The sequence below is a fragment of the Citrobacter sp. MGH106 genome (assembly GCF_001037495.1).
GTDB lineage: Bacteria > Pseudomonadota > Gammaproteobacteria > Enterobacterales > Enterobacteriaceae > Citrobacter > Citrobacter murliniae.
The window spans coordinates 1,448,743-1,462,410 of record NZ_KQ089822.1; the positions used below are offsets into that span (position 1 = coordinate 1,448,743).

At 50.8% G+C, this 13,668-nt stretch carries 11 protein-coding genes; all 11 read left to right on the top strand.

Annotated elements, in window-relative coordinates; genetic code table 11:
• The first annotated feature begins 2 nt into the window (after window positions 1-2).
• The 11 genes from fcl (at window position 3) to galF (ending at window position 13,487) form a co-directional block, all read left to right on the top strand.
• Window positions 3-968 carry a GDP-L-fucose synthase gene (gene fcl / locus SK36_RS06725; protein ID WP_048221100.1) on the top strand — a complete coding sequence of 322 codons (966 nt, stop codon included), beginning with the start codon at window positions 3-5 and terminating at the stop codon, window positions 966-968.
• A 2-nt stretch (window positions 969-970) separates the two neighbouring features.
• Window positions 971-1,450: a GDP-mannose mannosyl hydrolase gene (locus SK36_RS06730; RefSeq protein WP_045444694.1), complete on the top strand. Its 480-nt coding sequence runs from the start codon at window positions 971-973 to the stop codon at window positions 1,448-1,450.
• The gene (gene wcaI, locus SK36_RS06735) at window positions 1,447-2,670 is read left to right on the top strand and encodes a colanic acid biosynthesis fucosyltransferase WcaI (protein WP_048221101.1); all 1,224 of its coding nucleotides are present in this window, start codon (window positions 1,447-1,449) and stop codon (window positions 2,668-2,670) included. The genes SK36_RS06730 and wcaI overlap by 4 nt, the downstream gene beginning before the upstream one ends.
• A 3-nt stretch (window positions 2,671-2,673) precedes the next feature.
• Window positions 2,674-4,110, top strand: coding sequence for a mannose-1-phosphate guanyltransferase (gene cpsB, locus SK36_RS06740; RefSeq protein ID WP_048221102.1), 1,437 nt, complete (start codon window positions 2,674-2,676; stop codon window positions 4,108-4,110).
• A gap of 112 nt (window positions 4,111-4,222) precedes the next feature.
• Window positions 4,223-5,593 carry a colanic acid biosynthesis phosphomannomutase CpsG gene (gene cpsG / locus SK36_RS06745; RefSeq protein WP_048221104.1) on the top strand — a complete coding sequence of 457 codons (1,371 nt, stop codon included), beginning with the start codon at window positions 4,223-4,225 and terminating at the stop codon, window positions 5,591-5,593.
• 39 nt (window positions 5,594-5,632) lie between these two features.
• Entirely contained in the window at window positions 5,633-7,027 is a 1,395-nt protein-coding gene (gene wcaJ, locus SK36_RS06750; protein ID WP_045444686.1) for an undecaprenyl-phosphate glucose phosphotransferase, read from the top strand.
• 1 nt (window position 7,028) lies between these two features.
• On the top strand, window positions 7,029-8,507 hold the full coding sequence (locus SK36_RS06755; protein WP_048221105.1) for an MOP flippase family protein: 1,479 nt from the start codon (window positions 7,029-7,031) through the stop codon (window positions 8,505-8,507).
• A gap of 23 nt (window positions 8,508-8,530) precedes the next feature.
• On the top strand, window positions 8,531-9,811 hold the full coding sequence (gene wcaK / locus SK36_RS06760) for a colanic acid biosynthesis pyruvyl transferase WcaK (protein WP_048221106.1): 1,281 nt from the start codon (window positions 8,531-8,533) through the stop codon (window positions 9,809-9,811).
• Window positions 9,808-11,028 carry a colanic acid biosynthesis glycosyltransferase WcaL gene (gene wcaL, locus SK36_RS06765; RefSeq protein WP_048221107.1) on the top strand — a complete coding sequence of 407 codons (1,221 nt, stop codon included), beginning with the start codon at window positions 9,808-9,810 and terminating at the stop codon, window positions 11,026-11,028. Before wcaK ends, wcaL begins: the two co-directional genes overlap by 4 nt.
• An 11-nt stretch (window positions 11,029-11,039) precedes the next feature.
• Entirely contained in the window at window positions 11,040-12,428 is a 1,389-nt protein-coding gene (gene wcaM / locus SK36_RS06770) for a colanic acid biosynthesis protein WcaM (RefSeq protein ID WP_048221108.1), read from the top strand.
• A gap of 165 nt (window positions 12,429-12,593) precedes the next feature.
• Window positions 12,594-13,487: a GalU regulator GalF gene (gene galF / locus SK36_RS06775; RefSeq protein ID WP_045444671.1), complete on the top strand. Its 894-nt coding sequence runs from the start codon at window positions 12,594-12,596 to the stop codon at window positions 13,485-13,487.
• The last annotated feature ends 181 nt before the right edge of the window (window positions 13,488-13,668 follow it).

Genomic DNA, 13,668 nt, shown 5'->3' on the forward strand with positions numbered 1-13,668 from the left:
GGATGATGAAACAACGTATTTTTGTGGCGGGCCATCGCGGGATGGTGGGGTCTGCCATCGTGAGGCAACTGGCGCAGCGCGATAACGTTGAGTTGGTGCTGCGTACCCGTGATGAGCTTAATCTGCTGGACGGGAATGCGGTGCGTCACTTCTTCGCGACCGAACGTATTGACCAGGTGTATCTGGCAGCGGCAAAAGTGGGTGGTATTGTGGCAAATAATACTTATCCTGCTGATTTTATTTATGAAAACATGATGATTGAGAGCAATGTTATTCATGCGGCTCATCAGCATAACGTGAATAAGCTGCTCTTCCTCGGCTCATCATGCATTTACCCGAAGATGGCCAGACAGCCGATGCACGAAAGTGAACTATTGCAGGGGGCGCTTGAACCCACTAATGAACCGTATGCGATTGCAAAAATTGCCGGGATCAAGTTGTGCGAGTCATACAACCGTCAATATGACCGCGACTATCGTTCGGTAATGCCCACCAATCTATACGGGCCGCACGACAATTTTCATCCGAGCAATTCGCATGTGATCCCGGCGTTGCTGCGCCGCTTTCATGATGCCTGTAATCAAAATGCGGCGGACGTTGTGGTGTGGGGGAGCGGGACGCCGATGCGCGAGTTCCTGCATGTGGATGATATGGCCGCGGCCAGTATTCATGTGATGGAGCTGGCTCGCGAAGTCTGGCGAGAGCACACCCAGCCGATGTTGTCGCATATCAACGTAGGTACAGGTGTTGACTGCACTATTCGCGAACTGGCGCAGACTATCGCGAAGGTAGTGGGCTACAAAGGGCGCGTGGTGTTTGATGCCTCGAAACCGGATGGTACACCACGGAAGTTGCTCGATGTCACGCGACTACACCAGCTTGGCTGGTATCACGAAGTGTCGCTGGAGGCCGGACTTGCCAGCACCTGGCAGTGGTTCCTTGAGAATCAGCAGCGGTATCGGGGGTAATTATGTTTTTACGCCATGAAGATTTTGCCACCGTCGTGCGCTCTGCCCCGTTGGTGGCTATTGATTTGATTGTGGAAAACGCGCGTGGCGAGTACCTGTTTGGTCAGCGCATCAATCGCCCGGCTCAGGGATACTGGTTTGTACCGGGGGGGCGGGTGCAAAAAGATGAGCCGCTTCACATGGCCTTCGAACGCCTGACCGAAGCCGAACTGGGGCTGCGTTTATCGATATCCGCAGGCAAGTTTTATGGGGTCTGGCAGCACTTTTATGACGATAACTTTTCCGGTGAGGATTTCTCGACCCACTACATCGTGCTCGGTTTTCGTCTGCGGGTGCAGCAAAACGAACTGCAATTGCCTGATGCCCAGCATGAGGCGTATCGCTGGCTAACACCTGAGGCACTGTTGGAGTGTGAGAACGTGCACGATAATAGCCTGGCGTACTTTATGCCGGAGCGTCAGCCCGGAGTGGCGGGAATATGAAGATCCTGGTGTATGGCATTAACTATTCTCCCGAGCTAACTGGCATCGGCAAGTACACCGGTGAGATGGTGGAGTGGATGGCGAGCAAAGGGCATGACGTTCGGGTGATCACCGCGCCTCCTTATTATCCACAGTGGAAAGTAAACGGTCGCTATTCCTGCTGGCGCTACCGTCGTGAGGAGGGTGATGCCATTGTCTGGCGTTGTCCTCTGTACGTGCCTGAACAGCCATCAACGCTTAAGCGCCTGCTGCATTTAGGCAGTTTCGCTCTGAGTAGTTTTTTCCCGCTAATGGCCCAGCGTCGCTGGAAGCCGGATCGCATTATTGGTGTAGTGCCAACGCTGTTTTGTACGCCTGGCATGCGGTTACTGGCCTGGCTTTCCGGGGCGCGGACGCTGCTGCACATCCAGGACTACGAAGTTGACGCTATGTTAGGGCTCGGGATGGTCGGGAAAAGCAAAAGCAGCGCAGTGGCGAAACTGGCCAGCGCTTTTGAGCGCAGTGGTCTGCACAGTGTGGACCACGTTTCGACAATCTCTCGTTCCATGATGAACAAAGCTGAGGGAAAAGGCGTCGCGCCGCAGAAGGTTATTTTCTTTCCTAACTGGTCAGAAGTGGCGCGTTTTCGTGAGGTGTCCACAGCCGATGCTCAGGCACTACGTCAGTACCTCGGTTTGCCTGAAGATCAAAAAATCATTCTCTACTCAGGCAATGTTGGAGAAAAACAGGGGCTGGAAAGCGTGATTGATGCGGCAGTTCAACTTAGCAATCAACCATGGTTGTTTGTGATCGTCGGGCAGGGTGGTGGAAAAGCGCGGCTGGAGAAGATGGTCAGTGAACTCGGTCTGTACAACGTGAAATTTTTCCCCCTGCAGTCTTATGACGCGCTACCTGCGTTACTGAAGATGGGCGATTGCCATTTAGTCGTGCAAAAACGTGGTGCGGCGGATGCCGTTTTGCCTTCAAAACTGACCAATATACTCGCTGTTGGCGGCAATGCAGTGATCACCGCCGAGCCTGAAACCGAACTCGGTCAGCTCTGTGAAAGCTATCCGGGGATTGCGGTTCGCGTGGAGCCGGAGTCGGTGAGTGCATTGGTCAGTGGTATTGAACAGGCGTTGATGATGCCAAAAGTAAACACGGTGGCGCGAAATTATGCCGAATGCACGCTGGATAAAGAAAATGTGCTCACCCAATTTATTGCAGATATACGGGGATAAATCATGAGTCAATCCAAACTCTTTCCGGTCGTTATGGCCGGTGGCTCTGGTAGTCGATTGTGGCCGTTGTCCCGTGTACTGTATCCAAAACAGTTCTTGTGCCTGAAAGGCGATCTCACCATGTTGCAGACCACAATTTGTCGTCTGAACGGCGTAGAGTGCGAAAGCCCGGTCGTTATCTGCAATGAACAACACCGTTTCATCGTGGCGGAACAGTTACGACAACTTAATAAGCTGACCGAGAACATTATCCTTGAACCCGCAGGGCGCAATACAGCCCCAGCGATTGCGCTGGCTGCGCTTGCGGCAAAACGTCACACCCCGCAGAGGGATCCGCTACTGTTGGTGCTGGCAGCTGATCATGTGATTACCAACGAAGGGGCTTTTCGCGAAGCGGTTCGCAATGCCATGCCTTATGCCGATGCGGGTAAACTGGTGACGTTTGGCATCGTGCCGGATCAGGCTGAAACTGGCTACGGTTATATTCGGCGTGGCGATGTTTCCCCCACCAATACCGATGCTGTCGCTTTTGACGTTGCGCAGTTTGTTGAGAAACCCAATCTTGAAACCGCGCGGGGTTATGTGGCAAGCGGCGAATACTACTGGAACAGCGGTATGTTTTTGTTCCGTGCCGGTCGCTACCTCGAAGAACTGAGAAAGTACCGTCCCGATATTTTCGACGCCTGTGAGAATGCCATGAGCATGGCCGATCCCGATCTTGATTTCGTTCGCGTTGATGAAGAGGCCTTTCTCGCCTGCCCGGAAGAGTCGGTGGACTATGCGGTGATGGAGCATACGGCTGACGCAGTAGTGATGCCGATGAACGCGGGCTGGAGTGATGTGGGTTCGTGGTCATCGCTGTGGGAAATCAGCGCCCATACCGCCGAAGGTAATGTGCATCACGGCGACGTGATTAGCCACAAAACTGAAAACAGCTATGTCTACGCGGAGTCAGGCCTGGTGACGACTGTTGGTGTGAAGGATCTGGTGGTGGTACAGACCAAAGATGCGGTGTTGATTGCTGATCGCAACGCGGTACAGGATGTGAAAAAGGTGGTTGAACAGATTAAAGCTGACGGACGCCATGAACACCATATTCACCGTGAAGTGTACCGTCCGTGGGGCAAGTATGACTCTATTGATGCCGGAGAACGCTACCAGGTGAAGCGTATTACCGTTAAACCGGGTGAGGGGTTGTCTGTGCAGATGCATCATCACCGCGCCGAACATTGGGTGGTGGTGGCCGGTACGGCTAAGGTGACAGTCAATGACGACATCAAACTGCTTGGCGAAAATGAGTCGGTCTATATTCCTCTGGGGGCGACTCATTGCCTGGAGAACCCCGGAAAAATTCCGCTAGACCTGATTGAAGTGCGCTCGGGATCCTATCTCGAAGAGGACGATGTGGTGCGCTTTGAGGACCGCTACGGACGGGTTTAACGCTACAAATCTGTAGGCCCGGTAAGCACAGCGTTATCGGGCAAATAATGACAACAACCTGTTTTGGCCATATTCCGGTCAGGGCTAACTGTTGCCTGAAAAAGGGGAAATCATGACGAAATTAACCTGTTTCAAAGCCTACGATATTCGCGGCAAGCTAGGCGACGAGCTGAATGAAGACATTGCATGGCGTATTGGCCGCGCCTGTGGTGAATTCCTGCAACCGAAAACGGTGGTACTGGGCGGCGATGTGCGTCTGAGTAGCGAAGCGCTTAAGCTGGCGCTGGCGAAAGGGCTGCAGGACGCGGGGGTGGACGTACTGGATCTTGGTATGTCAGGCACTGAAGAGATTTACTTCGCGACGTTTCACCTTGGTGTTGACGGTGGTATCGAAGTCACCGCCAGCCATAACCCGATGGATTACAATGGGATGAAGCTGGTACGTGAAGGCGCGAGACCCATCAGTGGCGATACCGGCCTGCGAGACGTGCAGCGCCTGGCACAGTCTAACGATTTTCCGCCCGTCAACCCGACAACACGCGGTAGTTACAAGACTATTAATCTGCGTGACGCTTACATTGACCATCTGCTGAGTTATATCAACGTCAACAATCTGCAACCGATAAAGCTGGTGCTTAATTCTGGTAACGGTGCGGCAGGTCCGGTGGTGGATGCCATTGAAGCCCGGTTTAAGACGCTGGGCGTACCGGTTGAATTCATCAAAATTCACAATACCCCTGATGGCTCCTTCCCTAATGGTATTCCCAACCCACTGTTACCGGAATGTCGTGCAGATACCCGGAATGCGGTGATTGAACACGGTGCGGATATGGGGATTGCTTTTGACGGGGATTTTGACCGTTGCTTCCTGTTCGATGAGAAGGGCCAGTTTATCGAGGGTTACTACATCGTTGGCCTGCTGGCACAGGCATTTCTGGAGAAACATCCAGGGGCCAAAATTATCCATGACCCGCGTTTGTCCTGGAACACGGTGGATGTGGTGAACACTGCGGGAGGCACGCCGGTGATGTCGAAAACCGGCCACGCTTTTATCAAAGAGCGTATGCGTCATGAAGATGCGGTTTACGGCGGTGAGATGAGCGCCCATCACTATTTCCGCGATTTTGCTTACTGCGATAGTGGGATGATCCCGTGGTTGCTGGTAGCGGAATTGCTGTGTCTGAAAAGACAGTCGCTGGGCGAACTGGTACGTGACCGGATGGCGGCGTACCCGGCGAGTGGCGAAATTAACAGCACGCTGGCGGAGCCGGCAGTGGCTATCAATCGTGTGGAACAACATTTTTCAGGTGAGGCGCTGACGGTGGACAGAACCGATGGTATCAGCATGTCATTTGCCGACTGGCGCTTCAATTTACGTTCCTCCAACACCGAACCCGTGGTGCGCCTTAATGTGGAATCGCGCGGAGATATTCCGTTGATGGAAGCGCGAACGCGCACTCTTCTGGCGTTGCTGAATCAGTAATGCCGGTTCTTCCGGACGGGTTGACTAACAGGAACCACGATGACACATCTAAAAAAGCGCGAACGAACCAAAACCAATGCGTCGTTAATCTCGATGGTGCAACGCTTTTCGGATATCACCATCATGTTTGGCGGATTGTGGATGGTCTGCGAATTGGCCGGTTTGCCTTTCCTGTACATGCACCTGCTGGTGGCGTTAATCACGTTGGTGGTTTTCCAGATGCTGGGAGGAATAACGGATTTTTACCGCTCCTGGCGCGGCGTCAAAATATCCACTGAGCTAGTGTTACTGCTGCAAAACTGGACGCTGAGTCTGATTTTTAGTGCGGGATTGATTGCCTTTAATAACGATTTTGATAACCGACTGGCCCTGTGGCTGGCGTGGTATTTGCTTTCAAGCGTCGGTCTGGTGCTGTGTCGTGCTTTTATTCGCTTCGGTGCGGGATGGTTGCGAAACCGCGGTTATAACACTCGACGGGTAGCAGTTGCAGGCGATCTCCCCGCAGGGCAGATGCTGCTGGATAGCTTTCGCCATGAACCGTGGCTCGGTTTTGAGGTGGCTGGCGTCTATCATGACCCAGAGCCTGGACGAAACTCTCGTGACTGGGCCGGAAATCTGCAACAACTGGTGGATGACGCCAAAGCTTCACGCATTCATAACGTCTATATCGCAATGTCGATGAACGAAGGGGCACGCGTAAAAAAACTGGTGCGCGACCTGGCTGATACCACCTGTTCGGTGATCCTTATTCCCGATGTCTTTACTTTCAATATTCTGCACTCGCGGATTGAAGAGATGAATGGTGTGCCGGTTGTCCCCTTGTATGACACGCCGCTGTCAGGCATTAACCGTCTGCTGAAACGCGCGGAAGATATCGTGCTGGCGTCGTTAATTCTGTTGCTTATTTCTCCGGTGTTATGCGCCATTGCGCTGATGGTGAAGCTGACCTCAAAAGGACCAGTCATTTTTCGCCAGACGCGTTACGGCATAGACGGCAAACCGATCAAAGTCTGGAAATTTCGCTCCATGAAGGTAATGGAAAACGATGCGGTGGTGACTCAGGCGACCCAGAACGATCCGCGTGTGACCCGCATAGGCAACTTCCTGCGCCGCACTTCGCTTGATGAACTGCCGCAGTTTATTAATGTGCTGACGGGGGGGATGTCTATTGTCGGTCCACGTCCGCATGCGGTGGCGCATAACGAACAGTATCGTCAGTTGATCGAAGGTTACATGCTGCGCCATAAGGTGAAACCCGGCATTACCGGTTGGGCGCAAATCAATGGCTGGCGTGGTGAAACCGATACGCTGGAAAAAATGGAAAAACGCGTTGAGTTTGACCTTGAGTACATTCGTGAATGGAGCGTGTGGTTCGATATCAAGATTGTTTTTCTGACGGTGTTTAAAGGCTTTGTGAATAAAGCGGCGTATTAATATGAGCTTACGAGAAAAAACCCTCAACGGCGCAAAGTGGTCAGCAATTGCCACGGTGATCATCATTGGCCTTGGCCTGATCCAGATGACTGTACTGGCGCGCATTATTGATAGCCATCAGTTCGGGCTGTTAACCGTGTCGCTGGTGATTATCGCGCTGGCAGATACGCTGTCAGATTTTGGTATCGCCAATTCTATTATTCAGCGCAAAGAGATCGGTTATGTTGAACTCACCACCCTGTACTGGATAAACGTTGGGCTGGGTATTGTTGTTTGCGTAGCGATGTTTCTGCTCAGTGATACGATTGCCAGTGTACTGAACACCCCCGATCTGGCGCTGCTGATAAAAGCGTTGTCGCTGGCGTTTGTGGTAATACCGCATGGCCAACAGTTCCGCGCCCTGATGCAAAAAGAGCTGGAATTCAACAAAATTGGCATCATCGAAACCAGTTCGGTGCTGACCGGTTTTACCTTTACCGTGGTCAGCGCCCACGTTTGGCCGTTAGCGATGACGGCTATTCTGGGCTATCTGGTGAACTGTGTGCTGCGAACGCTGCTGTTCGGCTATTTGGGTCGCAAAATTTATCGCCCCGGACTGCATTTTTCCCTCGCTAGCGTGTCGGCAAACCTGCGTTTTGGCGCGTGGCTGACTGCAGACAGCATCATCAATTACGTTAATACCAATCTTTCCACCCTGGTACTGGCCAGAACTCTGGGGGCTGGCGTTGCGGGAGGGTTCAACCTTGCCTGGAATGTGGCGGTTGTGCCGCCAATAAAACTGAATCCAATTATTACCCGTGTGCTGTTTCCGGCGTTTGCCAAAATTCAGGATGACAACGAAAAACTGCGGGTGAATTTCTACAAGCTGCTGTCGGTTGTCGGCATTATCAATTTTCCGGCGCTGCTGGGCCTGATGGTGGTGTCGAACAATCTGGTGCCGCTGGTGTTTGGCGAGAAGTGGATCGCCATCGTCCCCATCCTGCAACTGCTGTGCATCGTTGGGCTACTGCGATCTGTTGGTAATCCAATTGGTTCGCTGCTGATGGCAAAAGCCCGCGTCGATATCAGCTTCAAATTCAATGTATTCAAAACCTTTTTGTTTATCCCTGCCATTCTGGTTGGCGGGAATATTGCTGGTGCGCTTGGCGTCACGCTGGGTTTTTTGCTGGTGCAGGTGATCAACACCGTCCTGAGTTACTTCGTGATGATTAAACCGGTGCTTGGCACCAGCTATCGGCAGTACATGCTCAGCCTGTGGCTGCCGTTTTATCTTTCCTTGCCGACGCTGATCGTCAGCTACCTGTTGGGCATTGCGCTGCAAGGTCAGCTGGAGTTAAGCCTGCTGCTGGGTCTGCAGATAGCGTCGGGCGCGCTGGCGTTTGTCGTAACGATTGTCCTGTCGCGCCACCCGCTGGTGGTGGAGATCAAGCGCCAGTTCTGCCGCAGTGAAAAAATGAAAACACTGCTACGCGCAGGGTAAGAAAATCGTTTTAAGAGGTCATTATGAAATTACTAATTCTGGGCAACCACACCTGCGGAAATCGTGGTGATAGCGCTATTCTGCGCGGTTTGTTGGATGCCATTAATACGCTACAGCCAGAGACTGAAGTAGATGTGATGAGCCGCTACCCGGTGAGTTCCTCCTGGTTACTGAACCGCCCGGTGATGGGCGATCCGTTGTATTCACAAATGAAGCAGCACAACAATGCTGCGGGTGTGGTAGGGCGGGTGAAGAAAATACTGCGCCGTCGCTATCAGCATCAGGTACTGCTTTCTCGCGTCACTGATTCTGGCAATCTGCGTAATATCGCAATTGCTCAGGGATTTACCGACTTTGTCCGTCTGCTTTCGCGCTATGACGCCATTATCCAGGTCGGCGGATCTTTTTTTGTCGATTTGTACGGTGTACCGCAGTTTGAGCATGCTTTGTGTTCATTTATGGCCAAAAAACCGCTGTACATGATTGGTCACAGTGTGGGGCCATTCCAGGATGAACAGTTTAATCAACTGGCGAATTACGTTTTTGGGCACTGCAATGCGCTGATTTTACGTGAATCAGTCAGCCTGGAACTGATGAAACGCAGTGAAATAACCACGGCGAAAGTTGAGTCCGGCGTGGATACAGCCTGGCTCGTTGACAATCATCAGGATGATTTTGAGCCTGGTTATGCTGTACAGCACTGGTTACAAACGGTGGCAAAACAAAAAACCGTCGCCATTACCCTGCGCGAACTGGCACCGTTTGATAAGCGTCTGGGAACAACGCAGCAGGCCTATGAGCAAGCTTTTGCCGGAGTGGTAAACAGGATCCTTGACGCAGGTTACCAGGTGGTGGCGCTGTCAACGTGTACCGGGATTGATAGTTACAACAAAGATGACCGCATGGTGGCGCTGAATCTGCGTCAGTACATCAACGATCCAGACCGTTACCACGTGGTAATGGATGAACTGAATGACCTTGAAATGGGAAAAATTCTCGGCGCATGTGATTTAACGGTGGGCACGCGTCTGCATTCCGCCATCATCTCAATGAACTTTGACACTCCGGCGATTGCTATCAATTACGAGCATAAATCAGCGGGGATTATGCAACAACTGGGGCTACCGGAGATGGCTGTTGATATTAGTCATCTGCTGGATGGCAGCCTGGAAGGTAAGGTTACCGATACCCTCGGCCAACTACCGGAACTGAACGTACGCGTGGAAGACGCTGTAAAGCGTGAACGTGAACAGGGGTTGCGTATGGTGCAGTCGGTATTAGCTCGTATCGGGGAGGAAAAATGAAGGTTGGATTTTTCCTGCTCAAATTCCCGCTTTCATCAGAAACTTTTGTGCTTAATCAGATCACTGCGTTTATTGATATGGGTTATGAAGTGGAAATTGTCGCCTTGCATAAGGGCGACCTTGAAAATACGCATGCCTCATACGATGCCTATCAGCTGGCAGAAAAAACGCGCTGGCTGCTTGATGAACCGAACGACAAACTGAGGAAGTTGCAATACCGGATTACTGCTGCGTTACAAGGGATTACCCGCATGGTCTCCTGGAAGGCACTCAATATTTCGCGCTACGGTGATGAGGCGCGCAACCTGATTTTGGCCGCCATATGCGGGTTAACGCCAAAGGCATTGCATGCCGATGTGTTTATTGCTCACTTTGGACCGGCAGGTGTGACGGCGGCGAAACTACGTGAGCTTGGTGTAATTAGCGGCAAAATAGCGACGGTGTTTCACGGCATTGATATTTCACATCGGGAGGTGCTTGCCCGTTATACCCCGGAATATCAAAAGCTGTTTCAGCGCGGAGATTTAATGTTGCCGATCAGTAATCTTTGGGCCGGGCGTTTACAAAAGATGGGATGCCCGCCAGAAAAAATCGCTGTATCACGCATGGGGATAGATATGACACGGTTTACTCCTCGTGAAGTGAAAGCACCTGCTGCTCCGCTGGAAATTCTCTCTGTCGCACGATTAACCGAGAAAAAAGGGCTGCACGTCGCCATCGAAGCCTGTCGTCAGTTGAAAGAGCAGGGCATGGCATTTCGTTATCGGATCCTGGGCATTGGCCCCTGGGAGCGTCGTCTGCGTACGCTGATTGAGCAATATCAACTGGATGATGTGATTGAAATGTCGGGTTTTATGCCCAGTCATCAGGTGAAAGAGATGCTCGAGCGAGCGGACGTATTTCTGCTGCCCTCAATCACAGGGACGGATGGTGATATGGAGGGGATCCCGGTGGCACTGATGGAAGCGATGGCTGTGGGGATCCCGGTCGTTTCTACCGTTCACAGTGGTATCCCTGAGCTGGTTGAGTCCGGTAAGACAGGCTGGCTGGTTCCCGAAAACGATGCGCAGGCGCTGGCAGAACGACTGGCAGCATTGACTCATATCGACAGCGGAGAGCTAAAGCCAATTGTGCTGCGTGCACGTGAGAAAATTGAATCTGAATTCAATCAGTCAGTCATCAATACGCAGTTATCCAGCCTGTTGCAAACGCTGTGATTCGAGGTTGTATGCCAGAGAAAAAACTTTCCCGACGTACCTTTCTGGCGGCAGGCTCCGCGCTTGTCGTACTCCATTCACCGGTTGGACGCTCGCTTGAAACCGGGCGCAGCGTTAACATTCAGGACTACGATCCAAAGGATTGGGTAGCTTCGTTCCGACAGGCATTTTCAGAGGCACAAACGGTCGTTGTACCTGTCGGGTTGGTATGTGGAAACATGAATACCGGGATTTTCATTCCGCAAGGTAAAACATTACTTCTGCAAGGTCACATAAGCAGTAATGGGCGTGGTCGATTTGTTCTGCAGGATGGTTGCAAGGTAGTAGGGGAGAAAGGCGGGAGCCTGCATAATATTACCCTCGATGTGCGTGGATCGGACTGCTTGATTAAAGGAATCATGCTGAGCGGTTTTGGTCCGGTGACGCAGATATATATCGGCGGTAAAAAAAAGCGGGTGATGCGCAACCTTACCATCGATGATATTACCATCACCCATGCTAATTACGGGATCCTGCGCCAGGGATTTCATAACCAACTGGATGGTGTGCAAATCACTAATAGTCGCTTTAGTGATTTGCAGGGCGATGCCATTGAGTGGAATGTGGCAATAAACGATCGCGATATTCTTATCTCCGACCATGTTATAGAGCGCATCAACTGTACCAATGGCAATGTTAACTGGGGCATCGGTATAGGGCTGGCGGGAAGTACCTATGACAATACCTACCCGGACGACCAGGCAGTGAAAAACTTTGTGGTTGCGAATATCACCGGTAGCGACTGCCGCCAGTTAATCCATGTGGAGAACGGTAAGCACTTTATCATTCGTAATGTCAATGCGCGGAATATCACTCCGGATTTCAGTAAGAAAGCGGGTATTGATAATGCAACGATTGCTATTTATGGGTGTGATAATTTTGTGATAGATAATATAAAGATGAGGAATAGCGCGGGAATACTGATTGGTTACGGCGTAGTCAAAGGGCGATATTTATCGATCCCTCAAAACTTTAAATTAAATAATATTCAACTGGATAACACTAGTTTTGATTATAAATTACGCGGCATCCAGATTTCCTCAGGTAATGCTACCTCTTTCGTATCCATCACCAATGTCGATATGAAGCGTGGAACGCTTGAGCTACATAACAAACCGCAGCATCTGTTTTTACGTAATATCAAGGTAATGCAGCAATCCACAGTGGGACCCGCGCTAAAAATGCACTTCGATCTGCGTAAGGACATTCGCGGGAAGTTTATGGCCAAAGAGAATACATTGCTGTCACTGGCTAATGTCAATGCGGTAAATGAGACCGGGCAGAGTTCGGCCGATATCGACAGTGTGAATCATCAGGTGGTGAATGTGGATACAGTGAATTTTACGCTACCGGAGCGGTAATTTTACGAGCTTTTCTGCCTAAAATGATACCAGCTTGAGATTAATACTACTGCATTTGGCACATAAGCGGAGTAACATGTGAGGCATCTGATCAATGTAATTCATACTGGCTAAAACAAGCTAAAAAGCTATAATTCAGCAACTATTGTATAGGTGAATGACTTAATGGTTAATTTGAAAGCAGTTATTCCGGTAGCGGGCCTGGGGATGCATATGTTGCCTGCCACAAAGGCCATCCCAAAAGAGATGCTGCCGATCGTCGATAAGCCGATGATTCAGTACATTGTCGACGAGATTGTTGCTGCAGGGATCAAAGAAATCGTTCTGGTTACTCATGCATCCAAGAATGCAGTAGAGAACCACTTCGACACCTCTTATGAATTAGAGTCGCTTCTTGAGCAACGCGTAAAACGCCAACTGCTAGCCGAAGTACAATCTATCTGCCCTCCTGGCGTGACCATTATGAACGTTCGTCAGGCTCAACTGCTTGGCCTTGGTCATTCAATTCTATGTGCCCGCCCGATTGTAGGGGATAACCCGTTCGTGGTGGTGTTACCTGATGTTATTCTTGACAATGCAAGTGCAGATCCGTTGCGCTACAACCTGGCTGCTATGGTTGCCCGCTTTAATGAGACAGGGCGCAGTCAGGTACTGGCTAAACGTATGGAAGGCGACCTTTCCGAGTACTCCGTCATTCAGACTAAAGAACCTTTAGATAATGAAGGTAAAGTTAGCCGCATCGTTGAATTTATTGAAAAACCCGATCAGCCACAAACGCTGGACTCCGATCTGATGGCCGTGGGGCGTTATGTACTTTCTGCAGATATCTGGGCTGAATTAGAGCATACGCAACCTGGCGCATGGGGACGTATTCAGTTAACCGATGCAATTGCTGAACTGGCGAAAAAACAATCTGTTGATGCCATGCTAATGACCGGCGATAGCTATGACTGCGGTAAAAAAATGGGTTACATGCAGGCCTTTGTGAAGTACGGGCTGCGCAACCTGAAGGAAGGACCGAAGTTTCGCAAGAGCATTGAGAAGTTGCTTAGCGAATAGATTTTGATTTCTTTGTGACAATACTCCACAAAAAATAGCGGCAGCTAACATTCCAGCGTCTATGCTTGATGCAATGGAATGTTACTGTCGTTTTTTTATTAAAAACAACCAATAACAACGAGTTAAACTACTAAGTTTAATCTTATCTTTGTCAGATTTTCCCTTGTTTATGACAGCATTT

Excerpts from the sequence above, each read along its gene's own strand:
- fcl (WP_048221100.1), top strand. The coding sequence starts at position 3 with ATGATGAAACAACGTATTTTTGTGGCGGGCCATCGCGGGATGGTGGGG.
- SK36_RS06730 (WP_045444694.1), top strand. The coding sequence starts at position 971 with ATGTTTTTACGCCATGAAGATTTTGCCACCGTCGTGCGCTCTGCCCCG.
- wcaI (WP_048221101.1), top strand. The coding sequence starts at position 1,447 with ATGAAGATCCTGGTGTATGGCATTAACTATTCTCCCGAGCTAACTGGC.
- cpsB (WP_048221102.1), top strand. The coding sequence starts at position 2,674 with ATGAGTCAATCCAAACTCTTTCCGGTCGTTATGGCCGGTGGCTCTGGT.
- cpsG (WP_048221104.1), top strand. The coding sequence starts at position 4,223 with ATGACGAAATTAACCTGTTTCAAAGCCTACGATATTCGCGGCAAGCTA.
- wcaJ (WP_045444686.1), top strand. The coding sequence starts at position 5,633 with ATGACACATCTAAAAAAGCGCGAACGAACCAAAACCAATGCGTCGTTA.
- SK36_RS06755 (WP_048221105.1), top strand. The coding sequence starts at position 7,029 with ATGAGCTTACGAGAAAAAACCCTCAACGGCGCAAAGTGGTCAGCAATT.
- wcaK (WP_048221106.1), top strand. The coding sequence starts at position 8,531 with ATGAAATTACTAATTCTGGGCAACCACACCTGCGGAAATCGTGGTGAT.
- wcaL (WP_048221107.1), top strand. The coding sequence starts at position 9,808 with ATGAAGGTTGGATTTTTCCTGCTCAAATTCCCGCTTTCATCAGAAACT.
- wcaM (WP_048221108.1), top strand. The coding sequence starts at position 11,040 with ATGCCAGAGAAAAAACTTTCCCGACGTACCTTTCTGGCGGCAGGCTCC.
- galF (WP_045444671.1), top strand. The coding sequence starts at position 12,594 with ATGGTTAATTTGAAAGCAGTTATTCCGGTAGCGGGCCTGGGGATGCAT.